We start from the raw sequence: 26,567 nt of genomic DNA on the forward strand, positions 1-26,567 counted from the left end.
TTTAGCGGCACATGCGCATGGTTAATGTCGCGTTAACCGTGCTTCGCTTAGGTTGATTCCATGGCACGCAATGTGTCTTGAAGATCGAGACGGGCAGCAGGCAACATGAGCAGAAGCAATCCGGCAACGCTTGACAGCCGTTCCAACCGGTTCGTGCTAACCACATTCGTATGGCGACAGATCGCGTCGCTGGCGGGCTTCGCGCTGTTTGGCGCGCTGGCACTGGCGATCGCGGCGCTATCGACATGGAACGTCGCCGACCCGAGCTTCTCCTACGCCACCTCCGACGAGCCGACCAACGTGCTCGGCTATGCCGGCGCTGCCTTTGCCGACATCTTCATGCAGTTCTTCGGGCTTGCAAGCGTCGTCGCCCTGCTTCCGGCCGTTGCCTGGGCGCTGGTGCTGATCGGCGGCAAGCGCTTCGACAAGATCTTCAAGCGCTTCGGCCTCTGGTTCGTCGGATCGGTGCTTGCAGGCGCAGCCTTGAGCTGTGTTCCGGCGCCCATCACCTGGCCGCTGCCCAACGGTCTCGGCGGCGTCTTCGGCGACATGATCCTGCGTTTTCCCGCGCTGTTCACCGGCGCCTTCCCGACCGGCACCTTCGCCACCGTTCTTGCCTGCATCTTTGCCGCCCCTGCCGCCTGGTGCCTGATCTACAGCGCCGGCCTGATCGGTGTCGGCGAGGAGGAGGACGAAGAGGAGATCGAGGAGCCGACGCCGAGCAAGGCGCGCACCGTGCGCGACGAACTGGACGAAGACGACAGCGAAGGCCCCTTCACCCTGCTGATGGGCTCGTTCGCCCACATGCGCTACACCCTGCAGGCGCGCGTTCGCCGCATCTTCGGCATGAGCGGAACCCGCGCCCCGACGAAGCGCCAGTACGACGAGCCCTACGATTTCAACAACGACGAATTCGGCACGCTGAACGAGCCGGTCCGGCCGAAGCCGATGGTTGCCGGAGACCGTATCGAACCTTCGCTCGACCGTTCCGAGCGCCGTGTCGTCACGCCGCCGCCGATCATGGCCGACGACGATGACGACTTGCCCTTCGACATGGACGATCGCCGCCCCGCCGGCATCCTGCCCGACGATGAAGACGACGATCTCGACGTGGCAGCCGACTGGGCGCCGAAAGCCGCACCGCCGAAGCAGGGCCTGCCGAAGGCCGGTTCGCGTATTGCGACGCCGCCGCCTCGCCCGAAGACCGGCCAACGGTTCGAGCGTGAAGCCCAGCGCTCCTTCGTCGACGACGACGGTGATTTTGCGCTGCCGCCAATGCACTTCTTGGCTGAACCGAAGAACGTCACCCGCGATGCTTCGCTCTCCGCCGATGCGCTGGAACAGAATGCCCGCATGCTCGAAGGCGTGCTGGAGGACTTCGGCGTCAAGGGCGAAATCATCCACGTCCGACCCGGTCCTGTCGTTACCCTTTATGAACTGGAGCCGGCGCCAGGCATCAAATCCTCCCGTGTCATCGGCCTTGCCGACGACATCGCCCGCTCGATGAGCGCGATCGCCGCCCGCGTCGCCGTGGTACCTGGCCGCAACGCCATTGGCATCGAACTGCCGAACCAGCGTCGCGAAACGGTTTATCTGCGCGAGTTGGTCGGCTCGCGTGACTTCGAGACCAGCAAGGCGCGTCTGGCCATGGCGCTCGGCAAGACCATCGGCGGCGAGCCTGTGGTCGCCGACCTCGCCAAGATGCCGCACCTGCTCGTTGCCGGCACCACCGGCTCGGGCAAGTCGGTGGCGATCAACACCATGATCCTGTCGCTGCTCTACCGCCTGCGTCCTGACCAGTGCCGCCTGATCATGATCGACCCGAAGATGCTCGAACTCTCCGTCTATGACGGCATTCCGCACCTGCTTTCGCCTGTGGTGACCGACCCGAAGAAGGCGGTCGTCGCGCTCAAGTGGACAGTGCGCGAGATGGAAGAGCGCTACAAGAAGATGTCGAAGATCGGCGTGCGCAACATCGACGGCTTCAACACCCGTGTCGAACAGGCGCTGGCCAAGGGTGATGCGATCACCCGCACGGTGCAGACCGGCTTCGACCGCCAGACCGGCGAGGCGATCTACGAGACCGAAGAATTCGATCTGTCGCCGATGCCTTACATCGTCGTCATCATCGACGAAATGGCCGACCTGATGATGGTCGCCGGCAAGGACATCGAAGGCGCGGTGCAGCGGCTGGCGCAGATGGCACGTGCCGCCGGCATCCACGTGATCATGGCGACGCAGCGCCCCTCGGTCGACGTCATCACCGGCACGATCAAGGCCAACTTCCCGACGCGTATTTCCTTCCAGGTGACCTCGAAGATCGACAGCCGCACCATCCTTGGCGAACAGGGCGCCGAACAGTTGCTCGGCATGGGCGACATGCTCTACATGGCCGGCGGCGGACGCATCCAGCGCGTGCACGGGCCGTTCGTGTCCGACACCGAGGTCGAGGAAGTCGTCGCCTATCTCAAGACCCAGGGCACACCGCAGTATCTCGACGCCATCACCGAAGATGACGACGAGGACAATGACGGCGGCGGCCCGGCCGGGACCTCCAACCTTGCCGATTCCGACGATCCGTACGACCAGGCAGTGGCCATCGTTCTGCGCGACGGCAAGGCCTCCACATCCTATGTGCAACGTCGCCTCGGGATAGGCTATAATAGGGCCGCGTCGCTGATCGAGCGCATGGAACAGGAAGGCATCATCGGCCCGGCAAACCATGCCGGCAAACGAGAAATCCTCGTGCCGACCGAAGCGGAAATCACCGGCCGGTAAACCCGGCTTTTGTCCCGGGCGATGATCCATGCCCGGTAACGGTCATGTGAGAGCGCGGCCCGCCGTAGGCCATGAAAAACGCCTTGAAGGTGCCGCACTTGCGCTCCAGATGATCAAGGAAATGAAGGAGACTGCGATGACAGAGACAAAAACCACCCTGGGCAGCAATCCGGCGATGTCGCGCCGTGTATTCGTTTGCGGCCTCGCGGCGCTCGCGGGCATGGGTGGCGCCGGTCTTGACGTCACCAAGGCCTTTGCCCAGGCACCCCGCTCGGCGCAGAAGATCGCCGATCATTTCTCGTCGGTGAAGACCATGTCCGGCGAATTTGTGCAGTTCGGGCCGCGCGGCGAGCAGACGGGTGGCAAGTTCTACATCCGCCGTCCCGGCCGCATCCGCTTCAACTACGAAGCGCCTTCGCCGATGCGCGTGATTTCCGACGGCAAGTCGGTGGTCATCGGCAATATGAAGCTGAAGACCTGGGACATCTACCCGCTCTCCAAGACGCCGCTGAACCTGTTGCTCAGCGAACGGATCGATCTGACCGGCAAGATGGTGCGCGACGTCAAGGAAGAATCGGACCTCATCACCATCGTGCTCGGAGATCGCTCGATCTTCGGCGATTCGACGATCACCATGATGTTCGATCCGAAGACGTACGATCTGCGCCAGTGGACGATCACCGATGCGCAGAAGAAGGACACGTCGGTGATGATCTTCAACGTCCGGACCGGCATCGCGCTTGACGACAAGGTGTTCAAGATTCCCTACGACGAAGTGCGCAACAAGCGGGGCGGGTGAAACCGGCCCCATTCTGGCGCGGAGACTGGCCCTGAAACGCCGGTATTGTGGACATCGGTCGCCTTTGGGCGGCCTTTTTCATGCCTTCCTTGTCCCGACGCGGCAGACCTGCTTAAACCTCCCCGACATCGAAAACATCCGTCCTGAGCCGGCTTCCTTTTTCGTCGAACGCCCGGCCTTACCCGATCATGGGGAATGAGTAATGGCCCTTTCCGTCGCCACGTGGAACATCAACTCCGTTCGCCTGCGCATGCCGCTGGTCGAACACCTCTTGAAGACCTGGCAGCCCGATATCCTCTGCCTGCAGGAGACCAAGTGCCCGAACGACCAGTTTCCGGCAAAGCCGCTGAAGGCGCTCGGCTACCACCACATCGAGATGCACGGCCAGAAGGGCTATCATGGTGTCGCGACGATCTCGCGCCTGCCCCTGCACGAGCTCAGCGACCGCCGCGACTATTGCGGCGTCGGCGATGCACGCCACCTTTCGGTGGTGTTCGAGGCCGGCGGCAGGAAAATCCGCCTGCACAATTTCTACGTTCCCGCCGGTGGCGATGAACCGGACCGCTCGATCAACCCGAAATTCGGCCACAAGCTCGATTTCGTCGATGAGATGAAGCTGCTGCACGCCGAAGCCGAGGCGGGCATCTCCTCCATCCTCGTCGGCGACCTCAACATCGCGCCGCTTGAGGACGACGTCTGGTCGCACAAGCAGCTCCTGAAGATCGTCAGCCATACGCCGATCGAAACCGAGGGCCTGACCACGGTGATGACCGGCGGCGCCTGGGTCGATCTGATGCGCCAGCATGCGCCGGCGCCGACAAAGCTCTACACATGGTGGAGTTACCGCGCGAAGGATTGGGAAGCCGCCGACCGCGGCCGACGTCTCGACCATATCTGGTCCTCGGCCGACCTCGCCCCGAAGCTGAGGCAGGTGGATATCCTGCGAGAAGCGCGCGGCTGGGAGCGGCCGTCGGACCATGTGCCGGTGATCGCGCATTTCGATATTTAGAGCACTTTCCAGGAAAAGTGCGAAGCGGTTTTCCGTCAGGAAATGCGGAAAAACAAAGTGTTGGAGCATTGCCATGACTCCACTTAAGACGGCAACGCTCTAGCTCGATCAGTCGCCGTCGACAAAAGATGAGTAAAAGAATCATATTTTTCTTGATCATGAATTTCGAAGCGATTATCCCTCTTGCCTGCGGCGGGGACACCGCCTGCGGCGGCTGAACGGCCGTCGTTTCCAGCGATTTTCGGGTGCTTCGCTCCGGGCCGATCCGGAGGGCTTTCGCGCGCCCGCAAGAGGGCCAGATCATGCGCAAGATTTCTCCGAACACACCCGTTCGCACCTCGCTTCATTTTCTTTCCGCAACGACGGCACTGCTCGCGATCACGATCGGACTGCTGCCGAATTCCGCCATCGCGCAGACGGCGAAAAATGAAAAGACGACGCGGCTGCAGAAGATCGAGGTTTCGGCGGGGCAGGCTGCCACCAGTATCGCCGAAGACAACGAGACCATCGCGCCGTCGCGCAATATCTCAGCCTTGAAGACGGACACCCCGCTGGTCGAAACCCCGCGCTCAGTCTCCGTCGTCACCCGCAGGGAACTGGAGGAGCGCGGCGCCCAGGACATGATCCAGGCGACCCGCTATGCCGCCGGTGTCACCACGGGCGCCTTCGGCTTCGACCCACGTTTCGACCAGATCTACATTCGGGGCTTCGAGACGACGACAACCGGCGATTTCCGCGACGGCCTGCGCCAGCCCTACATGAACTACGGCACCTTCCCGACCGAGATCTACGGTCTCGACCGCATCGAGATCATCAAGGGGCCGGCTTCGGTGATGTACGGCGCCGCCGGCGTCGGCGGCATCGTCAACCGCATTTCCAAGATGCCGCAGGAGGAAACCCACCGCGAGGTCGAGGTTCAGTACGGCACGATCGGTCGCGCCCAGGCCGCCTTCGATTTCGGCGGCCCGGTGACGGCCGAGGGCGATTTCCTCTATCGCATCGTCGGTCTGCTGCGGAACGGTGAAACCAGCTACGACGTCGCCGACGACCGTTACCTGTTGCAGCCCTCCTTCACCTGGAAGCCGGACGAGGCAACGTCATTGACCGTCTACGGCCTCGGGCAGAAGGGCGAGAGCGATGCCAGCCCGCGGGTATTTGAGCATGGCGGCAAGCTACTGCGCTACAGCGATCCGGACTACGACCACCAGAAAGTACGGCAGTACCAGGCCGGCTACATATTCGAGCATGAGTTCGGCAACGGCCTGACCTTCCGCCAGCACGCCCGCGTCAGCGACATGGACCTGGAGGCGCGCTATCTGCAATTCGGCACCGAGGTCGCGCCCGAAGTATTCGACCGCTCTGCCGTCGCCATCAAGGACGACCAGCGCGCCTACCAGATCGACAACCAGTTGCTGGCGACCTTCGATACCGGCGCCGTTTCGCACACGCTGCTGACCGGCCTCGACTATACCTGGATCACGTCAGACTTCGGGCTGGGCTTTGGCGCCACCGATCCAGCCTATCGCTTCGACCTCAACAATCCGACATTCGGCGTCAGCGGCCCGACGCCGGCGCTGACCAGCTTCAGCGGCCGCGATCTGCGCCAAACCGGCATCTATGCCCAGGACCAGGCGGAATTCGGCAACTGGCGCGCCGTCGCCGGCCTGCGCTACGACTGGGTCGACCAGACGAGCACCAACAAGAACAGCGGCGCCGTCGATCGCAAGGACGACGGTGAACTCACCGGCCAGGTTGGCCTGCTCTACCTGTTCGACAACGGTATCGCGCCCTACGCCAGCTACGGCACGTCCTTCGTGCCGAGCACGCAGCTCTCGGCAGACGGTACGGTTCTGGATCCGACGACGGGCGAGCAGATCGAACTGGGCATCAAGTACCAGCCGGAAGGCGAGGCCTATTCGCTGAGCGCCGCCGTCTATCGGATCGTCGAAACCGGGGCACCGCAATATGTGCCGGACGCCTCGCTGCCTGTCGGCTACTACTACAAATCCTCGGGTGAGGTAACCACCAAGGGCTTCGAGGTCGAAGCGCGCCGCGAGTTCGACAACGGCTTCAGCCTGATCGCCGCCTACAATTACAACGACGCCGAGATCACCGGCAACGTCAATCCCGCACTGATCGGCAACGTGCCCTCGACCAAGCCGCGCAACATCGCATCCCTCTGGGTAAACTATCTCGTGCCCGACGATACGCAGCTTGCCGGTCTCAGCCTTGGCGGCGGCGTTCGCGCCACGTCCAAGTCCTTCACCTCTGATGACAACGCGGCGGAAAACGGCGGCGCTGTCTACTTCGACGCGTCGATCGCCTACGATTTCGGCGTGAAGAACCCCGATCTGGACGGCCTGTCACTGGCCGTCAGTGCAACCAACCTTGGCGACCGGCGAGAACAAGTCTGCACCGACGGTTACTGCTACTTCGGCCAGGGCCGCACCGTGCTCGGCTCGCTCAAGTACAAATGGTAGGTGAAAACGCCTATTGCATGTTCCCTTAAATCGTATTCGATCCAAGGCTAAAAACAGGCAATGATTCAAAGTGCTACAGCGACCTTTGTGCATCTGAAAAGACGCACGGCGCTGTAGCGTCCGGCCACTTATCGGGAGTGCGTCAGGCGAAACGGCCGGCAAGTGCCCCGGCGCGGCGGATCATCGCCTGCAGGTTCTCGCGGATGCGCGCCTCGACGAGGGCGGCAACTTCCGGATATTCTTCCAGCATGCGCCGGAACAGCGGGCGATTGATGCGGATCACTTCGCTGTCTTCGTCTGCGGTCGCCGTGAACTTGCGCTCCACCATCGAGATCAGCGCCAGCTCCGAGAGAAGCGCGCCGCGGCCGACGGTGGTGATGTCCTCCATCGCGCCGTCGGCATTGGCTTTCGAAAGCGAGAGGCTGCCGCTGGCAATGGCAAAGGCGCAATCGGCCGGAGCGCCCTCGCGAAACAGCTCCTGCCCCTTGAACACGCGCCGACGTTCCGCGCCAAAGGCGATCAGCCTCAGCTTGTCTTCGCTGATGTCGGCAAAAAGCGGCACATTGGACAGAAGAACGATGTCGTCGTTGAGTGCCAAACGGCTAACCTCCCTGAATCACGATGCTCCAGGGCTCGATACCCAAGAGCATAGCAATCGATGCAAATAGTCCGAAGCGGCTGACGTGCGGAGAAATCATCCGAAGTCGCCGCCTCACGGAACGATCTTGTAGCCGCCGTTCTCTGTCACCAAAATCTCGGCATTGGAAGGGTCACGCTCGATTTTCTGGCGAAGCCGGTAGACATGTGTTTCCAGCGTGTGCGTCGTCACGCCGGAATTGTAGCCCCAGACTTCTTCGAGCAGCACGTCGCGCGTCACCACCTTCTGGTCGGCGCGGTAGAGATAACGGATGATCGCCGCCTCCTTTTCGGTCAGCCGGATCTTCTGGCCGTTTTCGAGCGTCAGCAGCTTCTGGCTCGGCTTGAACGTGTAGGGACCGACACTGAAGGTCGCGTCTTCGCTCTGTTCGTGCTGGCGCAGCTGTGCGCGGATACGAGCGAGCAGGACGGCGAAGCGAAACGGCTTGGTGACATAGTCGTTCGCGCCGGCTTCCAGACCGAGGATCGTATCCGAATCGGTATCGTGACCGGTGAGCATGATGATCGGCGCCTTGAAGCCGCCCTTGCGCAGGAGCTTGACCGCCTCGCGCCCGTCCATGTCGGGCAGGCCGACATCCATGATCAGCAGGTCGACCTGCTGGGCGCGCGCCGCCTGAATGCCCTTGCCGGCAGAGGCCTCCTGGAGAAGATCGAATTCCTCGTAAAGCGAAAGCTGCTCGACCAACGTTTCGCGCAGGTCATTGTCGTCGTCGACAAGAAGAATGGTACGGGTCGCCATGGGACAATTCCTGTTTGCTTCCGGTTTCAAACTAGCTCAAATGCCCGTGTTGGCAAGCGAACCGGTTTTGGAACCGCGTTATATATGCAACCGTGCTTATGGTGCCCGCCAAATCACGGACAATTCAAAAATCTGTGAGAGAGATGCGCAAGAAAACGTCGGGAAGAAGGCCAGTCAAATCCGTCATCACCGTCCGGCCTGCCCCGCTTGATCGCAGGCGTGCACTGGTTACCTTCGATGGCCGCACGGAGCAAGCGGCCATTGGCCGAAGCGGGTTTACCAGCCGCAAGCGCGAGGGCGACGGCGCCACGCCGCGCGCCGCGATGAAGCTCATCGGCGGCTACGTCAGGCGCGACCGCATCCTGCTGCCGCCGACGCCGTTGCCGACACGGATCACACGCAAGGGCATGCTCTGGTGCGACGCTCCCGGCCATGCCCGCTACAATCGCCCGGCCAAGGCGCCCTTCGCAGCGAGCCACGAAGAAATGATGCGTGTGGACGGGCTCTACGACATCTGCCTAGTGATGGACTGGAACCTGACCAGCCGGCGCCGTTATGCCGGTTCGGCAATCTTCTTTCACCTTATCCGTCCCGGATACGAGCCGACCGAGGGCTGCGTCGCCATAAGCTTTGCCGCCATGCGCCGGTTGATCCCGCATCTGCGTCACGGTGCGGTCGTCAAAGTTCTCTGACGCCGATGCTCCCATATGGGCCATGCCGGCGGTCGACTGAAGGATTCGGAAAGCATAAGCTGGACGGGAAATCTCATTGCGCACAACCATCAACACTTCCGCAAGCTCTGGTGTCTATGTAGCCTCAAGCGAGATTTGCAGGACGAGTGCTGCCGATGCTGACCATGACGGCCAAAGCGATACCGGCGACCGACGGGCGGTTCTTCGGGATAAAAGAGGTTCGTGATATCGCGGACGGCGTCTCGCAAGGTTCCGACATTGCGCAGCTGCTCGACTGGGTCGAATCCTATCTGATGAACGGTCACCCCGATCTCGGACGCACCGGCGCCGTTTGCCCCTTTACCCGTCAGGCCGCCAAGATCGATACGGTTCGGCTGGCGATTTCTCCCGCGCGCGCCGAGGACGAAGACAAGGCCTTTGCTCTCATCCGTGGCGCATTCGGCGAACTCGAAGCCATCCCCTGCAAAACCGCGATGAAGCATTTCCGCACGGTGATCGTTGGCTTTCCAGACTGCGCCGATCCCGGTGGGATCGCGATGTTGAAGCGCATCCAGCGGCGGCATCGATTCTATTCACTCGCCCGCGCCCGGATGATCGGCATGATGCATGCGGGCTCCGAGGATCTTGGCCTGTGGAACCCGGAGTTCCGCCCGCTGCGCTCGCCGATGCCTGTTCTGGCGATCCGGCATCTGGTCGAGAACGACGCCCCGTTTGCCGCTCTCCATCCCGCTCTCATGGTTGCCTATCTCGCCCGCTTCCCGATCAAGGGAACGCGGCGACTCGTCAATCACTTCCGAAGCGGCTGAACCATGCCCGGCCGAGCGACGTCGCCGATCGCCGACGCGGTTGAGATAACTCCGAGCCGCCAGCTTTTGGGCGAAAATCTTCAAATCAGTTTCGTCACAAGTCTCGAAGGCTTCGAGGCCCTGCACAAGGAATGGGACGACCTTTTCGAGCGGACGGCGGAGCCTCAACAGGTGTTCCAGCGTCATATCTTCCTGCGACACTGGGCGCGGCACTATCTCGATCCAGGGACACGGCTCTGCATTGTCACCGGGCGCATGCATGGGCGCCTCGCCGCCATCTGGCCGCTGGTGCGCCAGCGCAAGCTTGGCTTTGATGTGCTTGGTTTCATGGGAGCGCCGGTGGCCCAATTCGGCGACGTGCTCGTCGAGACTGGCGATAACAGACACGCCTTACTCGAAGCCGGCTGGAGCGCCGTCGCATCGCTCGGCGCCGATCTCTTCGAAGCGCGGCGGGTAAGAGCGGACGCTACCCTATGCGGTTCGGCGATCCCGAGCGGCGCCTCCTTGCCCGGCGACGTGCAGGCGCCTTTCGCAAGCCTGTCGCGGCGGGTGACAGCCGATGGCCCCGGCATCGCCTATTCCGCACGCGAGCGTTCGAACTATCGGCGCCGGCTGCGAAGGCTGCGCGAGCACGGCGACATCACCTTTGCCGAGCCGGAACCGGGTTCTACAGCCGTAGCAGCCGCGGCGGCCGCCATCACCATCAAGAAAAACTGGCTGCTTGAAAACGCGATCCTGTCGCCGACCGTCATGGACCGCCGCTTCCAGGTGTTCTTCGAGGGCCTGGCCGGCGATCCCGGCGCCGGCCTGCACGCCTCGACGATCGCCTGCGATGGGCGACCCATCGGCGTTGATCTGTCCTTCGATTGCAAGGGCCACACCTTCGGACATGTGCTGGCAACCGACCCCGGCTATGACCGCGAGGGTCTCGGGCGGCTGCTGATCCACCGGACATTCGCGGCCGCCGCCCATCGCGGCAGCCGTGTCTTCGACCTGCTGGCGCCGGCGGACGGCTACAAGATGCAGCACGCCGACGGGCTGGTTGCCGTCAGCGACTATGCTTTCGCATTCTCCTGGCGCGGATGGCTGCTGCGCGAGCTTGTCATGGCGCGGCTGCTACCGGCGGCCAGGGCCTTGGCAAAGCGCCTTCCGGCCGCCCTTGTGCGCAGGCTGGCAAGACGCAAGATCTGATCCGATCAGGCAAGCCGGCGCGGCCTCAGGCGAGTTGGCGCGGCGTGACGAAATCGATGAGACGGCACGTGCCCGATGCGAGGTCCTCCCAACTGGAGCCGTCGAACGCGAGTACGGCAAGCGCCGCTGTCGGAAACTTCCCCCGCATGCGCGCGAGCGCCTCGTCTTTGCCGGATCCAGCCAGCAGATGCGCAAGTTCCTCCATGCCCGGATTGTGGCCGACGACAAGCAGGTTGCGGATATCAGGGTCAACGGCGCGAATGGTCGCCAGAATGGCGGGCGCCCCAACTTCGTAGATGTCGCGCGTTTCACGGGTGGGGATTGGCGCCGGCAAGTTGTCCCTGACCAGCGCCCAGGTTTCCTGCGCACGTCGCGCCGTGGAAACGATCGCGAGCCCCGGGATCAATCCATTGCGCTTCATTTCAGCGCCGATCAATGGCGCCGCCTTACGGCCACGCTCGCCGAGCGGCCGGTCGTGGTCCGGCACGCCGTCCGGCCATGCGGACTTGGCGTGGCGCAACAGCATCAGGCGGTATGTTTTCGCACTGTGATCCTCGGCCATCATGTCCTCCTTCGCAGCGAAGTGCGATCCACCCTGACCCATTCTCGCATCGCGCCGGCATTTTGTCCCCGCAAGAGTGGACCATAAAAAAGGCCGCCCCGAAGGGCGGCCATCAACGCCGGAAAAGCTCAAGAACCGGCTTATTTCCACTCGCGCCAGCTTACTTCCACTCGCGGATGTCGACGAAATGCCCGGCGACAGCTGCGGCTGCCGCCATTGCCGGCGACACCAGGTGCGTGCGTCCCTTGAAGCCCTGGCGGCCCTCGAAGTTGCGGTTGGAGGTCGAGGCGCAACGCTCGCCCGGCTTTAGCCGGTCGTCGTTCATCGCAAGGCACATCGAGCAGCCCGGCTCGCGCCAATCAAAACCCGCTTCGCGGAAGATCTTGTCGAGGCCTTCGGCTTCCGCCTGCTCCTTGACGAGGCCGGAACCCGGAACGATCATCGCCGAAACGGTCGACGCAACCTTGCGGCCTTCGACGACAGCGGCAACGGCGCGCAGGTCCTCGATACGGCCGTTGGTGCACGAGCCGATGAAGACGCGGTCGACGGATATGTCGGTGATCTTGGTGCCGGGCTTCAGGCCCATATAGTCGAGCGCGCGCCACTTGGAGGTGCGCTTGTTTTCTTCCGGGATCTCGTCCGGGTTCGGGACGATGCCTTGAACCGAGATGACGTCCTCGGGCGACGAACCCCAGGACACGATCGGCGGCAGATCGGCAGCGTCGAGCACGACGACGCGATCGTAATGCGCGCCTTCGTCCGTATGCAACGTCTTCCAGTAGTCGAGCGCCATTTCCCAGGCCTTGCCCTTCGGCGCGCGCGGCTTGTCCTTGATATACTCGAAGGTCGTTTCGTCAGGCGCGATCAGGCCGGCGCGGGCACCACCTTCGATCGTCATGTTGCAGATGGTCATGCGACCTTCCATCGACAGCGAGCGGATCGCTTCGCCTGCAAACTCGATGACGTGGCCGGTGCCGCCGGCGGTGCCGATCTCGCCGATGATGGCAAGGATGATGTCCTTGGCGGTAACGCCCGGCGGCAGTTGGCCGTCGACACGCACCAGCATGTTCTTGGCCTTCTGCTGGATCAGCGTCTGGGTCGCAAGCACGTGCTCGACTTCCGACGTACCGATGCCATGCGCCAGCGCGCCGAAGGCGCCATGCGTCGAGGTGTGGCTGTCGCCGCAAACGATCGTCATGCCCGGCAGCGTGAAACCCTGTTCCGGGCCGACGATGTGCACGATGCCCTGGCGCTTGTCGTTTTCGGAGTAATATTCGACGCCGAACTCGGCTGCGTTCGTGGCGAGTGCCTCGACCTGGATGCGGCTTTCCTCGTTCTTGATGCCGAGATGGCGATCAGGCGAGGTCGGCACGTTGTGGTCGACGACAGCGAGCGTCTTTTCCGGAGCGCGGACCTTGCGCCCGGCCATGCGCAGGCCTTCGAAAGCCTGCGGGCTCGTCACTTCGTGAACGAGGTGACGATCGATGTAGAGAAGACAGGTGCCATCGTCCTGGCTGTTGACCAGATGGTCGTCCCAGATCTTGTCATAGAGAGTACGCGGTGCGCTCATGGCGATATATCCATCGAATTTTCGGAAATAAGGGAAAAGCCGGCAGCAAGGCGGCCGGAAACGCTGATCAAGGGATCAGGATAGGAGGCTTGTCAGCGCCCCGGATACGCGCGCGAAAAAGCGTGCCGGCAGACGCTTGTGGTCCTGCAGCACGACGATTTTCTGCTCTCGACATCCGAACTTGGATTCCATGAGGCCGTACATATCAATTTTTTGACACTTCGGCAATCGGTGGAAGCGGCCTCAACGCTGCTCGGCGCGCCGCAACCGCCGCTCGATCCCCCGCAAGCCCAGCGACAGGCCGATGGTCAGGACGAGATAGACATAGGCAACGATCGAATAGGTCTCGAAGAAGCGAAAGGAGCCGGAGGCGTAGACCTTGCCCATCTGGGTGATGTCGGCGACGCCGAGCACGGAGACCAGCGAGGAGTCCTTGACCATGGCGACGAAGTCGTTGCCGAGCGGCGGCAGGATCACGCGGATCGCCTGCGGGAAGATCACCAGGCGAAACCGCTGGTAACGCGTCAGGCCCAGCGCCTTGGCCGCCTCGACCTGCCCCTTGTCGACCGAGAGGATGCCGGCCCGAAAGACTTCGGCGATGAAGGCGGAATAACCGATCATCAGCGCCATGATCGCCCGCCACATCAGCGAAATGTCACGCACCACCACCGGCTCCATCCAGCCGGCCGATATCAGCGGCGCCGCTATGAAGTTGGCGGCCGTGACAAGCGCCGGGGCGCCGACGAAGGCGATGTAGAACAGCAGAACGAGGATCGGCACGCCGCGGATGACTTCGGTATAGAAGCGTGCGATCTGGCGAAGTGCCGCACGCTCCGAAAGCGCCATCAGCGCAATGCCGAGACCGAGCGTCGTCGCCAGCACGAAACCCATCAGGGTCACGAAAATGGTGACGCCGATGCCCTTGAGAACAACGTTGAAAACTTCGGTATAGATGTCATTGGCGACGATAACAGCGGCCAGCGCCACCGCAATCACCAGAAGGGCGACCAGCCACCAGGGATAGTCGCCCTTTCCGGACATGTCAGAAGATTGTGGGGCGGCCATGGCCTGCGATCAGCCGCCCATCTTGTAGTCGAGGAACCACTTCTTGTCCAAGGCGTCGAAGGTTCCATCCGCCTTCAGAGCCTTGATCGCGGCGTTCACCGGAGCGACCAGATCGGAACCCTTGGGGAAGATGAAGCCGAAATCCTCGGTACCGAGCGGGCCGCCGACGACCTTCAGCTTGCCTTCGGAAGAATCGACATAACCCTTGGCGGCAACGCTGTCGGTCAGGACGACGTCGACATCGCCGGCCTTCAGGGCCTGCACGGTGGCGCCGAAGGTTTCGAACAGCTTGACGCGCGGGTTCTGTTCATTGCCATCGAGCATTTCATAGACGGCGGTGTAGAACGGCGAGGTGCCCGGCTGCGCACCGACCAGGCCGTCGGCAAAGGCGCCGAAGCTCTTGCCGTCATTGAAGCGGGTCTCGTCGCCACGCACCAGCATGAACTGCTGCGAACGCATATAGGGGTCGGAGAAGTCGACCTTCTCCTTGCGGTCGTCCTTGATGGTGATGCCGGTCATGCCGATCTGGTACTGACCGTCGTGAACCGCCTGGATCATCGCGTCCCAGCTGGTGTTCTGGTACTCGACCTTGAAATTGAGACGCTTGGCGATCTCGTTCATCGCGTCGTATTCCCAGCCGATCGCCTCACCGGTCTTCGGATCGACGAACTGCAGCGGCGGGTAGGCATTTTCCGTGACGACGACAACCGTCTTGCCGCCGAGATCCGGCAGGTCGCTGGCGAAAGCCGGTGCAGAAAATGCAAATGGAACGGCAAGTGCAGCTGCGATGCCCGCAAGCACATGGCGACGGATTGTCATTGGAAGAGCTCCCGAAAAGTGTGGCAGCGAAAAATGTCACGGATTGCCAAGAAAAGACAAGCGCATAGTACCAAAAAAGAAAGGCGGCCCGAGGCCGCCTTTCCAACAATCCGAAAGGATTGAAATCTTATTCCGCAGCGGCTTCTGCTGCCTTGGCTTCAGCGGCTTCTGCTGCTGCCTTGGCTTCGGCTGCTTCGGCTGCTGCCTTTTCGGCGGCGAGAGCCTGAGCTGCTGCAATCTTTTCAGCTTCGATGCGTGCCTTTTCCTCGGCAACGGCCTGGCGTTCGGCGTCGTTCAGCTTGCGGGCGCGGGTACCGGTGTTTTCAACGATACGAGCCGACTTGCCGCGACGATCGCGCAGGTAGTAGAGCTTGGCGCGACGGACCTTACCGCGGCGAACCACTTCGACGCTCTCGACGAGCGGAGAGTAGACCGGGAATACGCGCTCGACGCCTTCGCCGTAGGAGATCTTGCGAACGGTGAAGCTTTCGTTGATGCCGCCGCCCGAGCGAGCGATGCAAACGCCTTCATAGGCCTGAACGCGGGTACGCGTGCCTTCGACAACGCGGACGTTGACGCGCAGGGTGTCGCCTGCGGAGAAATCGGGGAGCGTGCGCTTGGCGGCAATCTTGGCGGCCTGTTCGGCTTCCAGCTGCTGGATGATGTTCATCGGGTTAACCTTTCAAGTTCTTCTGAAACAGCCAGAGCGCTCTCGATCGACCTGTCGGACGTGCCTTCAGATGTTGCCGGACCCGGCAGGAGCGAATTCACCATTCTTTGTTGGTGGTCGACGGGCAAAAACCCGAACCGGGGCGGCACTTACACGAAGAAACCCCGCTTGTCATCCCCGCAAGCCATATTTTCCGGGCCATGGAGGCGTTCGGCGCGAATTCTATCAGAGATTTCGAAATAACGCGCATGGAAATGCATGCGCTCGTGGACTTGCGGCCGCAAAACCGGCGGGCTATGCCGGGCTGGGGCGATGGGGAGAGACCATGCATTTCTTCGAAATACTTCTGCTTTTCGTTGCCGGCTTGCTGTCGGGCATGGTCAATGCGATTGCCGGTGGCGGAACCTTTCTCACCTTCGGCGCCATGACCCTTGGCGGCCTGCCGCCGATCGTCGCCAATGCCACGTCGTCGATCATCCAGCTCCCCGGCTACATCACCTCGACGCTTGCCTATGCCAAGGAAATCCGCGCAGACCGCCGCCAGGCGATCCGGCTCGGCATCATTTCGGCGGTCGGCGGACTTGTCGGCGCCGTGTTGCTGATCTCCCTGTCGAATGCCTCGTTTCGCGCGCTCGTGCCCTGGCTGCTGATCGCCGCGACGGCGATCTTCGCCGCCGGGCCGCTCTTGAAGCCCAAGGCCCGCATCGACGAGCATGCGATCAGCCCGGCCGGCATCGTCAGCCAGTTCGCCACCTCGATCTATGGCGGCTTCTTCGGTGCCGGCATGGGCATCATGATGCTGGCTGTGCTGGGGCTTGCCACCGGTGGCGGCTATCACCGCTTGAACGCGCTCAAGAACTTCATCTCGATCGTCATCGCCGCCATCGCCATCGTCGTCTTCGCCGCCGGCGGCGTCGTGTCGTGGCTGCATGCGGCGATCATGGTTCCAGGTGCAGCACTCGGCGGTTATCTCGGCGTCTGGGCGGCACGACGCGTGCCGCAAGCGGTGATCCGCGCTCTGGTGGTGGCGGTCGGACTGCTGCTTACCGCCTATTACTTCTTCACGGGTTGAAGAAGCAGATCCGGGCGACGCTCCTCGGTCAGTCGGCGGGCCTCGGCCCCGCGCCATTTTGCGATGGCGCCATGATTGCCCGAGGTCAGCACCGCCGGGATTTCCCTGCCCTCGAAGACCTGCGGACGGGTATAGTGCGGATGCTCCAGCAGCCCGCCTTCGAAGCTCTCGTGAACGCCCGACAGCTCGTTGCCCATCACCCCGGGCAGAATGCGCACGACGGCATCAAGCAGCGTCAAGGCCGCCGGCTCGCCGCCCGACAGAATATAGTCGCCGATCGACACTTCCTCGAGTTCGCGCCCGTCGATGACGCGCTGATCGACACCTTCGAACCGGCCGCAGACGATCACCACGCCGGGGCCGTCGGCAAGTTCGCGCACGCGTTTCTGCGTCAACGGCCGACCGCGCGGGCTCATCAGCAGCCGTGGGCGATCATCGTCCTGTGACACCGCGTCGATGGCACGGGCGAGCACGTCGGCCTTCAGCACCATGCCGGCGCCGCCGCCGGCCGGCGTATCGTCGACGGTGCGGTGCTTGTCCTCGGCGAAATTACGGATCTGCACGGCATCGATCGACCACTGGCCGCGCTCCAGCGCCCGGCCGGAAAGCGAGGCGCCGAGATGGCCGGGAAACATTTCGGGATAGAGCGTGAGCACCGTCGCGCGGAAGGGCATTGCCTTGCCGCTCACTTGCGCTTGGCCGAAAACGGGCTGCCGGGCTCGTCCTTGTCGTCGATGAGGCCGGCGGCCAGCGGATCGACCAGCATCTTTCCGCCTTCGAGATCGATCTCCAGAACGGACCATTCGGTAAACGGGATGAGCACGGGGCGCTTGCCCGGCCCTTTCAGTTCGAGCAGATCGCCGGCGCCGAAATCGAAAACGCCGGTCACGGTGCCATAGCTCTTGCCGCTGCCGTCGATGGCTTCGAGACCCTCGAGGTCGGCATAGAAGAATTCGTCCTCGTCGAGATCGTCATCGGGCAGATTGTCCCGATCGACGAACAGTTCGAGACCGTTGAGCGCTTCGGCCGCCGTGCGGTCGTTGACGCCGCGAAAGCGGACGACGACCACGTTCTTGGCCTCGCGGATTTCCAGCACCTCGAACACGCGCCCATCGGCGCTATGGAGATGGCCATAGTCGCCGAGTGCCGTCGGGTCGTCGGTGAAAGACTTGACCCTGACCTCGCCGCGCAACCCTTGCGCCGCGCCGACAGTCGCCATCAGAACCGGGTTTTCGAGTTTGCTCATCATCCGCATCCGTTTGGGGATTTCAGGGTGCACATAACGGAAAACGGGCGGCATGGAAATGCCGCCCGTTTCCTTCATCCGTTTGCCGGATATTATTCTGCGGCACCTTCGGCAGCAGCAGCAGCGGCGTCTTCAGCCTTCTGCTTGGCTTCAGCAGCGCGCTCCTGAGCCTTCTTGCCCGGCAGACCCTTGTTCGGGTTGGCGCGAGCCGGACGCTGAGCGATACCGGCCTGGTCGAGGAAGCGCAGAACGCGGTCGGTCGGCTGGGCGCCCTGGGCGATCCAGTGGCTGATGCGCTCGGCGTTGAGCTCAACGCGCTTTTCGTCGTCCTTGCCGAGCATCGGGTTCCAGGAACCGATCTTCTCGAGGAAGCGGCCGTCACGCGGGCTGCGGGCGTCGGCAACGACGATCTGGTAGTAAGGACGCTTCTTGGAACCGCCACGGGCGAGACGAATTTTCAGTGCCATTTGAGTAACTCCTTGCAGGCTTTCTTGACCGCTTCGTTCAAGCGGAATGGGTGGTGCCGACGGTGCCCGCGGAATGCGTGCGATCGGCGGCGATGGCTTCATGATGCCGGATGACTTCCTTGATGATGAAGTTCAGGAACTTCTCGGCGAAATCCGGATCCAGATTGGCATCCTTCGCCAGGTGGCGGAGGCGTTCGATCTGGTATTCTTCGCGCGCCGGATCGGCCGGCGGCAGATTGTGCTTGGCCTTGAGAACGCCGACCGCCTGGGTGCAGCGGAACCGTTCGGCCAGCATGTGAACGAGCGCGGCATCGATGTTATCGATCGACTGCCGGTAACCCGCCAATTCCTTTTTGATCTCGGGATCAATCATCTCTTACCGATCCTCACTTCTTCTTCGGCAGGCCGGGAAGGCCGGGGAAACCGCCAAGGCCCGGAAGCTTGCCGCCGCCGAGACCGGGCAGGCCACCGCCGCCGAGACCCGGCATGCCGCCGGGCTTGAGGCCGGCAGCTTCCGCCTGCTTCTGCAGCGCTTCGAGCTGCTTGGGGTCGAGGCTCGACAGATCGGGCATGCCGCCGCCGCCAAGGCCACCGAGGCCCATCTTGCTGGCAAGGCCGCCCATCATCTGCTTCATCATCCCGCCTTTGCCCTTCCCGCCCATCATCTTCATCATGTCCGCCATCTGGCGGTGCATCTTCAGAAGCTTGTTGATGTCGGCAGCATCCGTACCGGAACCGGCGGCGATGCGCTTCTTGCGGGAATGCTTGAGCATATCCGGGTTGGCGCGCTCGGCCCTGGTCATCGAGGAGATGATGGCGATCTGGCGTCCGAACAGTTTGTCGTCGAGACCGGCCGAAGCCATCTTGTCCTTCATGCCGGCCATGCCGGGCATCAGGCCCATGATACCGCCCATGCCGCCCATCTTCTGCATCTGGCGCAGCTGGTCGGCGAGGTCGTTCAGGTCGAACTTGCCCTTGGCCATCTTGGCGGCCATTGCGGCCGCCTTTTCGGCGTCGATGTTCTCGGCAGCCTTTTCGACGAGCGAAATGATGTCGCCCATGCCGAGGATACGGTCGGCAACGCGGCGGGGATGGAACTCTTCGAGTTCGCCCATTTTTTCGCCGACGCCGATGAGCTTGATCGGCTTGCCGGTTACGGCGCGCATCGACAGCGCTGCACCGCCGCGGCCGTCGCCGTCCATACGGGTGAGCACGAGGCCGGTAATGCCGACGCGTTCGTCGAAGTTGCGGGCGAGGTTGACGGCATCCTGACCGGTCAGCGCATCGGCGACCAGCAGGATCTCATGCGGATTGGACTTCCGCTTGATTTCCGCCATCTCGATCATCAGCGGCTCGTCGATATGCGTACGGCCGGCGGTGTCGAGGATGACGACGTCGTGGCCGCCGAGCTTGGCGGCCTGCAGGGCGCGCGCGGCGATATCGGTCGGCGACTGGCCGGCGATAACCGGCAGCGTATCGACGCCGGTCTGAACGCCGAGCTGGCGAAGCTGCTCCTGGGCTGCCGGACGACGCGTGTCGAGCGAAGCCATCAGGACTTTCTTCTTGTCCCGGGCCTTCATCCGGTTGGCGATCTTGCCGGTGGTCGTCGTCTTGCCCGAGCCCTGGAGACCGACCATCATGATGACGACCGGCGCCGGCGCATTAAGGTCGATGGTGACGCCCTCGGAGCCCAGCATCTCGACCAGCTCGTCATGGACGAGCTTGACGACCATCTGCCCGGGCTTGATCGATTTCAGGATCTCGGCGCCGACGGCCTTCTCGCGAACCTTTTCAGTGAAAGCACGCACGACGTCGAGGGCGACGTCGGCTTCGAGCAACGCACGGCGAACCTCGCGAAGCGCCGCGGAAACATCTGCTTCCGACAATGCGCCGCGGCCGGTCAGTCCATTCAATATGGAACCAAGGCGGTCCTGGAGGCTCTCGAACATTCTCACTTCCTTCTGGTTTCCGGTGGCATGGAGACTAGCCGGAAACGTGGGTTCCTTCGCCTGAAAAACAAGGCGCAAAGCCAAAAACCACCCGAGGGCGCAACGCGCTGTCGGATGTTGACCTCCGGGCTCTCTTTATACCTTTACGGGGCCCGGTCGGCGGCTTCGAAGTCATCAACTTGCGAAGGAATTTGCCGCGATAAACAGGAAAGCGGCCGAAAAGTCAAGAACGGCAGGCAAATCCGGCAGCAGGGGTTTCAGGCGAGGACCGCCCCGCGACGATTACAGCACCAATCCCGGAGAAGACTGCGGTCATGGGTCTTCTTTGTTGTCCGGTGCGCCAAGTTCGCGCGCCAGGTCCTCGAACGCCGTTGCGACGCGAGTCATGACCCTGAGTGCTGCAACCACTTCGGTCTGGTTGATATCGCCCAGAACCGCGTGCAGCAATTCGAGTTCGCGCCCGTGGATTGCCGCAAACAGGTCGCGACCGGCAACGCTCGGCGCACAGAAATAGGCGCGCCGATGTTCCGGGTTGGGTTGTTTTTCCAGAAGCCCCTTTTCCAACAGCCCGACGACGACGCGCAGCACGAACTGCCGTTTCATCGACAGTCGCCGCGCCGCCTCCGGCACCGTCAACCGCTCGACGCAGAGAAGCTCGAGCACCGCCCTTTCGGCGACGGATATGCCCGACCCTTCCAGCATGTGCTCGATCGAACGATGCACATTGAGATGGATCGGCCGGACCAATTTGATGGCCTTGTAGAGACGTTCCTGTTTGTCGAAGCGAACCAGCATGAGTCACGATAGCAATTAAGTTGCTATTTTCAAGAATTTCTTAAACCTTGCCTCGTCACCCTGTCACGACACGTCGCAAGCACCTATGTCTTGCAGGCACTGCCACCGAACAATCGCCGGAAAGGGACGATGCCGAAGGTCAATCCTTACTACCGGGGCCCCGCCTCCGACCACTTCGACGGAACGCGGTTCTTCAACCCCAGCGGCCGGCAGCCGCGGGGCATGGGCGACCTTCTGCGCTGGCAGTTCGGCCGCGGCAAGGTGAAGTGGCCGGCGCATTATCCGAGCCCGTTTCAGCAGGCAAAACCGGAGCTGAGCATCGAGGCCGACCGCCTGCGCGTGACGATGATCGGCCATGCGAGCCTTTTGATCCAGGTGCATGGCTTCAACATTCTGACCGACCCGGTCTGGGCGCACAGGGTGAGCCCGTTTTCCTTTGTCGGCCCGGCGCGGTACAACGCGCCCGGTATCGAGATGGACGATCTGCCGCCGATCGACCTCGTGCTCGTCACCCACAACCACTACGACCATCTGGATCTCGACACGCTGGCAGCGCTCAACGAGGAGCACAGCCCGCTGATCGTCACGCCGCTCGGCAACGACACGATCATCCGCCGCGCAGCACCCGACGCGAGCATATCGGTTCTCGACTGGGGCGACCGGCTGGACCTTGAAGACGAGCTGGTGATCCATGCCGAGCCCTGCCATCACTGGTCGGCGCGCGGCTCCGGTGACCGCCGCATGGCGCTCTGGGCTGCCTTCGTCATCGAAACCCCTGTTGGCAAGATCTACCATGTCGGCGACACCGGTTTTCACGGCGGTATCAATTATCGCGCCGCCCGCGAAAAACATGGCGGTTTCCGCCTCGCCAACCTGCCTTTCGGCGCCTACGAGCCCCGCTGGTTCATGCAGGACCACCACCAGAACCCGGAGGAGGCGGTCCAGGGCATGATCGACTGCGCCGCGGACCATGTGGCCGGGCACCACTGGGGAACCTTCCGCCTGACCGACGAAGGCGTCGATGCGCCTGTGCAGGCACTCGAACAGGCGCTTGACGAGGCCGAGATTGCACGCACGCGGTTCAGGGCTATGCGCCCGGGCGAAATCTTCGATGTGCCGCTTTCGGCTTCGACGGGCCAATGAAGCCGGCACTGGTAATTTCCGGGCTTTTCCGCCATATACAGCCCGAATGAAGGGTGCCTCCGCTTGGCGAGGCCGGTTTGGACAATCGCGACATGGCCGACAACGTGCAATTTGCCAGAATGAACGGGCTTGGAAACAAGATCCTGGTCGTCGACATGCGCGGCCGTCGCGACCGCGTGACGCCACAGGCAGCGATCGCGCTCAACGCCGATCCGGCCACCGCCTTCGACCAGATCATGGCGATCCACGACCCGAAGGCTGCCGGTACCGACGCCTGGATCGACATCGTCAATTCCGACGGCTCGATGGCCCAGGCCTGCGGCAACGGCACCCGCTGCGTCGTCCAGGCGCTCGCCACCGAAACCGGCAAGAAGGCCTTTCTCTTTCATACGGTTGCCGGCCTGCTCGAAGCCAAGGAGCACGACGACGGCACGATCTCCGTCGACATGGGCAAGCCACGTTTCGGCTGGAACGAAATTCCGCTGTCGGAAGAGTTTCACGACACGCGCCGGATCGAGCTGCAGATCGGCCCGATCGACAGTCCCGTGCTGCATTCGCCGTCGGTTGCCTCCATGGGTAATCCGCACGCGATCTTCTGGGTCGACAACGACGTCTGGTCCTATGACCTCGAACGCTTCGGACCCTTGCTCGAAAACCATCCGATGTTCCCCGAGCGGGCCAACATCTCGATCGCGCGCGTGCTGTCGCGAAACGAACTGGATCTCAGAACCTGGGAACGTGGCGCCGGGCTGACGCTTGCCTGCGGTTCTGCCGCCTGCGCTGCGGCCGTCAGCGCAGCCCGGACCGACCGCACCGACCGCAAGGTGATCGTCAACGTACCCGGCGGCCCGCTGTCGATCGAATGGCGCGAAAACGACCACCATGTCGTCATGACCGGGCCGGCCGAATGGGAATGGTCGGGAACCGTCAACCCTGCGACCGGCGCCTGGCAACGCGACGAAGCCCAGCCGGGAACCGCCGAGGCGCGGGCGCTTTGAGCGGCGTCGAAGTCATAACCTTCGGCTGCCGTCTCAATACCTACGAATCCGAAGTGATGCGGGCGGAAGCCGAAAAGGCGGGGCTGAACAACGCCATTCTCGTCAACACCTGCGCGGTGACCGGCGAAGCCGTGCGCCAGGCGCGCCAGGCCATCCGCCGCGCCCGCCGCGACAACCCGCATGCCCGCATCATCGTCACCGGCTGCGCCGCCCAGACCGAGAAGGAAGTCTTCGCCGGTATGGCCGAGGTCGACGCCGTTCTCGGCAACGAGGAGAAGCTGAAAAGCGCCTCCTATCGATCGCTGCCCGATTTCGGCGTCTCGGCGGAAGAAAAGCTGCGCGTCAACGACATCATGAGCGTGCGCGCCACCGCACCGCAGATGGTCAAGCATATCGACGGTCACGTGCGCGCCTTCATCCAGGTGCAGAACGGCTGCGATCACCGCTGCACCTTCTGCATCATCCCTTACGGTCGCGGCAATTCCCGCTCCGTACCGATGGGTGCGGTGGTCGACCAGGCGCGCAAGCTCGTCGACGGTGGCTACAGCGAGATCGTGCTCACCGGCGTCGATGCGACGAGCTACGGCGCCGACCTGCCTGGAACGCCGACGCTCGGACTACTGGCAAAGACGCTTCTGAAACAGGTTCCGGATATCCGCCGCCTGCGCCTTTCCTCGATCGACGGCATCGAGGCCGATAGCCATCTGTTCGATCTGATTGCCGACGAAGCGCGGTTCATGCCGCATCTGCATCTGTCGCTGCAGCATGGCGACGACATGATCCTGAAACGCATGAAGCGTCGCCACTCGAGCGCTGACGCTCGCACCTTCACGGATGAGGTTCGGCGCTTGCGCCCTGATATCAGCCTCGGCGCCGACATGATCGCCGGCTTCCCGACGGAAACCGAAGAAATGTTTGAAAACGCCGTGCGGCTTGCCGAGGATTGCGGCATCGCCCATCTGCATGTCTTTCCCTATAGCCCCCGCCCCGGCACGCCGGCAGCGCGCATGCCGCAGCTCGACCGGACGCTGGTCAAGGATCGCGCCGCCCGCCTTCGCGCGACGGGTGCGGCACTCCATGCCCGCCACCTCGAAGGCATGGTCGGCAGCGAGCAGACGCTATTGGTCGAGAACAACGGCCTCGCCCACACCGAAAATTTCACGCTCGTTGATGCCGCCGGCCTTAAACCCCGTGCGCTTGTGCCGGTCACGATCACTGGCCACAATGGCAAGCATCTGACGATGCAGGTAAAACAGATGGCTGCGGCCTGACTTATGCGGAATCCCTGAATGGCAATCGGTTTCATCAAGAAGATCTTCAACTTCGGCAAGGGCACTGTCGAGGAAACCAAGCCGCAGGATGCCGCGCCGGAAGCGGAGGTCGCAGCTGCGGTCCCCGCCGAAGTCCAGCCAACGCCGGAGCCGGTTGTCCCCGAGGAGATTGCCCCGGTCGACGCGGCCATCGACGAGCCCGTCGCCGAACAGCCTTCGGCCGAAGAAGCCACTGAAGAGCTGCTTGAGCCGCTGTCGGACATCGAAGCCCTGCCGCTTGCCGTCGATGACCCGATCCTGCCGGCAGAGATCGAGACTGCGGGCGGACCGGCATCGGACGAAGCGCGCAGCGTCGAAGATGCACCCGTCAGCGAAGACACGGTCGCGACCGTGGACCCAGTGCAGGAACAGGAAGAGCTGTCGCCCGCAGCGCAGGACGCGCTTGAGGCCTATGCCGCGCTTGAGGAAACCGCACCGGAAGAGCCGCCTGTCGAGCCAGAGGATCTGGTCGAGCAGGAGGAAATCGCGACCGTTGAAGCTGAAGCGGTTGACGACGAAGCGAGCTACACACCGACCGCAGAGGTGGAACCCGTCGAGGACGTGGTCGCAGCAAGCGACAGCGTTCCCGAGGCGCCAGTTGTCGAGGCACCTGTTCTCGATGCACCCATCGTTGAAGAGCCGGCCCCCGAAATGCCTGTCGCCGAAGCTCCCGCTGCCGCCAGCCTGCCGAAGGGTTTTGCCAGCACCGCCGAGCGCGCAAACGAAGAGCCCGTTGCCGCGCCGCAAACCAAACTCACCTGGTATCAGCGCCTGCGCCGCGGGCTTGCCCGCACCTCGTCGCAGCTGACCGGCCAGATCGCCAGCCTCTTCACCAAGCGCAAGCTCGACGAAGCGACGCTGCAGGATCTCGAGGACCTGCTGATTCAGGCCGATCTCGGCGTCGAGACCGCCATGCGCATCACCGATACGCTCGCCTCCGAGCGTTACGGCAAGGATGTTTCCGGCGAGGACGTCTCGCGCATCATGGCCGGCGAAATCACCAAGGTGCTCTCGCCGGTCGCCAAGCCGCTGGAGCTCGACCTCAGCCACAAGCCGCATGTCATCCTGGTGGTCGGCGTCAACGGCACCGGCAAGACCACGACGATCGGCAAGCTTGCGGCCAAGCTGTCGGGCGCCGGCCTCAAGGTGATGCTCGCCGCCGGCGACACCTTCCGTGCCGCCGCCATCGAACAGCTGAAGATCTGGGCCGATCGCACCAAATCCGACATCGTTTCTTCCAAGCTCGGCGCCGATGCTGCAGGCCTTGCCTATGAGGCGTTCCAGCAGGCACGCGAAAAGAAGGCCGACGTGCTGATCATCGACACGGCCGGCCGGCTGCAGAACAAGGCCGAGCTGATGGCCGAACTGGAAAAGATCGTGCGCGTGCTCGGCAAGCTCGACCCGGATGCGCCGCATACGGTGCTGCAGACGCTCGACGCCACCACCGGCCAGAACGCGCTGCAGCAGGTGGAGATCTTCCGCAACGTCGCCGGCGTCAGCGGGCTGATCATGACCAAGCTCGACGGCACGGCGCGCGGCGGCATTCTCGTCGCCATCTCCGCCAAGCACAAGCTGCCAGTCTATTTCATCGGCGTCGGCGAAGGCATCGACGATCTCGAACCGTTCGAGGCCAAGGACTTCGCCGAGGCGATCGCGGGCGTCGCCGCCTGACGGCGGATTGTCCGCCACGTCCCATTCGACGTGCAGCGCCACACAACGCCGCCGTAACACTTTGATCTGCTGCATAATT

At 62.9% G+C, this 26,567-nt stretch carries 25 protein-coding genes; 12 read left to right on the forward strand and 13 right to left on the reverse strand.

Annotation, left to right across the window (positions count from 1 at the left end):
- Positions 1-105: 105 nt before the first annotated feature.
- From ABIE33_RS07940 to ABIE33_RS07955, 4 genes are all read left to right on the forward strand, one after another.
- Positions 106-2,778, forward strand: a complete 2,673-nt coding sequence (locus ABIE33_RS07940) for a DNA translocase FtsK 4TM domain-containing protein (RefSeq protein WP_429123662.1) — start codon at positions 106-108, stop codon at positions 2,776-2,778.
- Positions 2,779-2,914: 136 nt separating this feature from the next.
- Entirely contained in the window at positions 2,915-3,577 is a 663-nt protein-coding gene (locus ABIE33_RS07945; protein WP_429123664.1) for an outer membrane lipoprotein carrier protein LolA, read from the forward strand.
- Positions 3,578-3,779: 202 nt separating this feature from the next.
- The gene (locus ABIE33_RS07950) at positions 3,780-4,586 is read left to right on the forward strand and encodes an exodeoxyribonuclease III (protein WP_429123665.1); all 807 of its coding nucleotides are present in this window, start codon (positions 3,780-3,782) and stop codon (positions 4,584-4,586) included.
- 302 nt (positions 4,587-4,888) lie between these two features.
- A complete protein-coding gene (locus tag ABIE33_RS07955) occupies positions 4,889-7,066 on the forward strand; it encodes a TonB-dependent siderophore receptor (RefSeq protein WP_429123667.1) in 2,178 nt (725 codons plus the stop codon).
- Positions 7,067-7,208: 142 nt separating this feature from the next.
- Here the strand turns inward: ABIE33_RS07955 and ABIE33_RS07960 are convergent, their stop codons facing one another.
- Together ABIE33_RS07960 and ABIE33_RS07965 are read right to left on the reverse strand one after the other, a co-directional pair.
- On the reverse strand, positions 7,209-7,664 hold the full coding sequence (locus tag ABIE33_RS07960) for a cyclic nucleotide-binding domain-containing protein (RefSeq protein ID WP_429123669.1): 456 nt from the start codon (positions 7,662-7,664) through the stop codon (positions 7,209-7,211).
- 114 nt (positions 7,665-7,778) lie between these two features.
- The gene (locus tag ABIE33_RS07965) at positions 7,779-8,462 is read right to left on the reverse strand and encodes a response regulator transcription factor (RefSeq protein ID WP_077500839.1); all 684 of its coding nucleotides are present in this window, start codon (positions 8,460-8,462) and stop codon (positions 7,779-7,781) included.
- 143 nt (positions 8,463-8,605) lie between these two features.
- Here ABIE33_RS07965 and ABIE33_RS07970 point away from each other — a divergent pair, with 143 nt between their 5' ends.
- The 3 genes from ABIE33_RS07970 to ABIE33_RS07980 all read left to right on the forward strand — a co-directional run bounded on the left by ABIE33_RS07970 (position 8,606) and on the right by ABIE33_RS07980 (position 11,151).
- The gene (locus ABIE33_RS07970) at positions 8,606-9,154 is read left to right on the forward strand and encodes a L,D-transpeptidase family protein (RefSeq protein WP_429123671.1); all 549 of its coding nucleotides are present in this window, start codon (positions 8,606-8,608) and stop codon (positions 9,152-9,154) included.
- A 155-nt stretch (positions 9,155-9,309) separates the two neighbouring features.
- The gene (locus ABIE33_RS07975) at positions 9,310-9,960 is read left to right on the forward strand and encodes a DUF6875 domain-containing protein (RefSeq protein WP_429123673.1); all 651 of its coding nucleotides are present in this window, start codon (positions 9,310-9,312) and stop codon (positions 9,958-9,960) included.
- 3 nt (positions 9,961-9,963) lie between these two features.
- Complete coding sequence (locus ABIE33_RS07980) at positions 9,964-11,151, forward strand: GNAT family N-acetyltransferase (RefSeq protein ID WP_429123675.1); 1,188 nt, start codon at positions 9,964-9,966, stop codon at positions 11,149-11,151.
- 25 nt (positions 11,152-11,176) lie between these two features.
- On the opposite strand, the gene ABIE33_RS07985 is transcribed toward ABIE33_RS07980, so the two are convergent.
- The 5 genes from ABIE33_RS07985 to rplS all read right to left on the reverse strand — a co-directional run bounded on the left by ABIE33_RS07985 (position 11,177) and on the right by rplS (position 15,837).
- Positions 11,177-11,713: a SixA phosphatase family protein gene (locus tag ABIE33_RS07985; RefSeq protein WP_429123677.1), complete on the reverse strand. Its 537-nt coding sequence runs from the start codon at positions 11,711-11,713 to the stop codon at positions 11,177-11,179.
- A 160-nt stretch (positions 11,714-11,873) separates the two neighbouring features.
- Positions 11,874-13,283, reverse strand: a complete 1,410-nt coding sequence (leuC, locus tag ABIE33_RS07990) for a 3-isopropylmalate dehydratase large subunit (RefSeq protein WP_429123679.1) — start codon at positions 13,281-13,283, stop codon at positions 11,874-11,876.
- 243 nt (positions 13,284-13,526) lie between these two features.
- Positions 13,527-14,348, reverse strand: a complete 822-nt coding sequence (locus ABIE33_RS07995) for an amino acid ABC transporter permease (RefSeq protein WP_429123681.1) — start codon at positions 14,346-14,348, stop codon at positions 13,527-13,529.
- A gap of 9 nt (positions 14,349-14,357) precedes the next feature.
- Positions 14,358-15,167, reverse strand: coding sequence for a basic amino acid ABC transporter substrate-binding protein (locus tag ABIE33_RS08000; protein ID WP_429123683.1), 810 nt, complete (start codon positions 15,165-15,167; stop codon positions 14,358-14,360).
- Between the two features lie 127 nt (positions 15,168-15,294).
- Positions 15,295-15,837, reverse strand: coding sequence for a 50S ribosomal protein L19 (rplS, locus tag ABIE33_RS08005; RefSeq protein WP_053249162.1), 543 nt, complete (start codon positions 15,835-15,837; stop codon positions 15,295-15,297).
- A gap of 325 nt (positions 15,838-16,162) precedes the next feature.
- On the opposite strand from rplS, the gene ABIE33_RS08010 reads away from it, so the two are divergent.
- Complete coding sequence (locus tag ABIE33_RS08010; protein WP_429123685.1) at positions 16,163-16,909, forward strand: sulfite exporter TauE/SafE family protein; 747 nt, start codon at positions 16,163-16,165, stop codon at positions 16,907-16,909.
- Here ABIE33_RS08010 and trmD read toward each other — a convergent pair.
- From trmD to ABIE33_RS08040, 6 genes are all read right to left on the reverse strand, one after another.
- Positions 16,891-17,583, reverse strand: a complete 693-nt coding sequence (trmD, locus tag ABIE33_RS08015; protein WP_429124039.1) for a tRNA (guanosine(37)-N1)-methyltransferase TrmD — start codon at positions 17,581-17,583, stop codon at positions 16,891-16,893. The genes ABIE33_RS08010 and trmD overlap by 19 nt on opposite strands.
- An 11-nt stretch (positions 17,584-17,594) precedes the next feature.
- A complete protein-coding gene (rimM, locus tag ABIE33_RS08020; RefSeq protein ID WP_429123687.1) occupies positions 17,595-18,155 on the reverse strand; it encodes a ribosome maturation factor RimM in 561 nt (186 codons plus the stop codon).
- A gap of 92 nt (positions 18,156-18,247) precedes the next feature.
- Complete coding sequence (gene rpsP / locus ABIE33_RS08025) at positions 18,248-18,622, reverse strand: 30S ribosomal protein S16 (RefSeq protein ID WP_077500848.1); 375 nt, start codon at positions 18,620-18,622, stop codon at positions 18,248-18,250.
- Positions 18,623-18,659: 37 nt separating this feature from the next.
- Positions 18,660-18,995 carry a chorismate mutase gene (locus tag ABIE33_RS08030; RefSeq protein ID WP_429123689.1) on the reverse strand — a complete coding sequence of 112 codons (336 nt, stop codon included), beginning with the start codon at positions 18,993-18,995 and terminating at the stop codon, positions 18,660-18,662.
- Positions 18,996-19,008: 13 nt separating this feature from the next.
- Positions 19,009-20,571 carry a signal recognition particle protein gene (ffh, locus tag ABIE33_RS08035; protein WP_429123691.1) on the reverse strand — a complete coding sequence of 521 codons (1,563 nt, stop codon included), beginning with the start codon at positions 20,569-20,571 and terminating at the stop codon, positions 19,009-19,011.
- Positions 20,572-20,883: 312 nt separating this feature from the next.
- Positions 20,884-21,366: a MarR family winged helix-turn-helix transcriptional regulator gene (locus ABIE33_RS08040; RefSeq protein ID WP_429123693.1), complete on the reverse strand. Its 483-nt coding sequence runs from the start codon at positions 21,364-21,366 to the stop codon at positions 20,884-20,886.
- 129 nt (positions 21,367-21,495) lie between these two features.
- Between ABIE33_RS08040 and ABIE33_RS08045 the strand changes: the two genes are divergently transcribed.
- The 4 genes from ABIE33_RS08045 (at position 21,496) to ftsY (ending at position 26,488) form a co-directional block, all read left to right on the forward strand.
- Positions 21,496-22,509 carry an MBL fold metallo-hydrolase gene (locus ABIE33_RS08045; protein WP_429123695.1) on the forward strand — a complete coding sequence of 338 codons (1,014 nt, stop codon included), beginning with the start codon at positions 21,496-21,498 and terminating at the stop codon, positions 22,507-22,509.
- Positions 22,510-22,601: 92 nt separating this feature from the next.
- A complete protein-coding gene (dapF, locus tag ABIE33_RS08050; protein WP_429123697.1) occupies positions 22,602-23,507 on the forward strand; it encodes a diaminopimelate epimerase in 906 nt (301 codons plus the stop codon).
- Positions 23,504-24,778, forward strand: a complete 1,275-nt coding sequence (gene mtaB, locus ABIE33_RS08055) for a tRNA (N(6)-L-threonylcarbamoyladenosine(37)-C(2))-methylthiotransferase MtaB (protein WP_429123698.1) — start codon at positions 23,504-23,506, stop codon at positions 24,776-24,778. The genes dapF and mtaB overlap by 4 nt, the downstream gene beginning before the upstream one ends.
- An 18-nt stretch (positions 24,779-24,796) precedes the next feature.
- Positions 24,797-26,488 (forward strand): signal recognition particle-docking protein FtsY, encoded by a 1,692-nt coding sequence (gene ftsY, locus ABIE33_RS08060; protein WP_429123700.1) that lies wholly within the window; start codon positions 24,797-24,799, stop codon positions 26,486-26,488.
- Positions 26,489-26,567 lie beyond the last annotated feature (79 nt).

The organism is Ensifer sp. 4252 (assembly GCF_050434565.1).
GTDB lineage: Bacteria > Pseudomonadota > Alphaproteobacteria > Rhizobiales > Rhizobiaceae > Ensifer.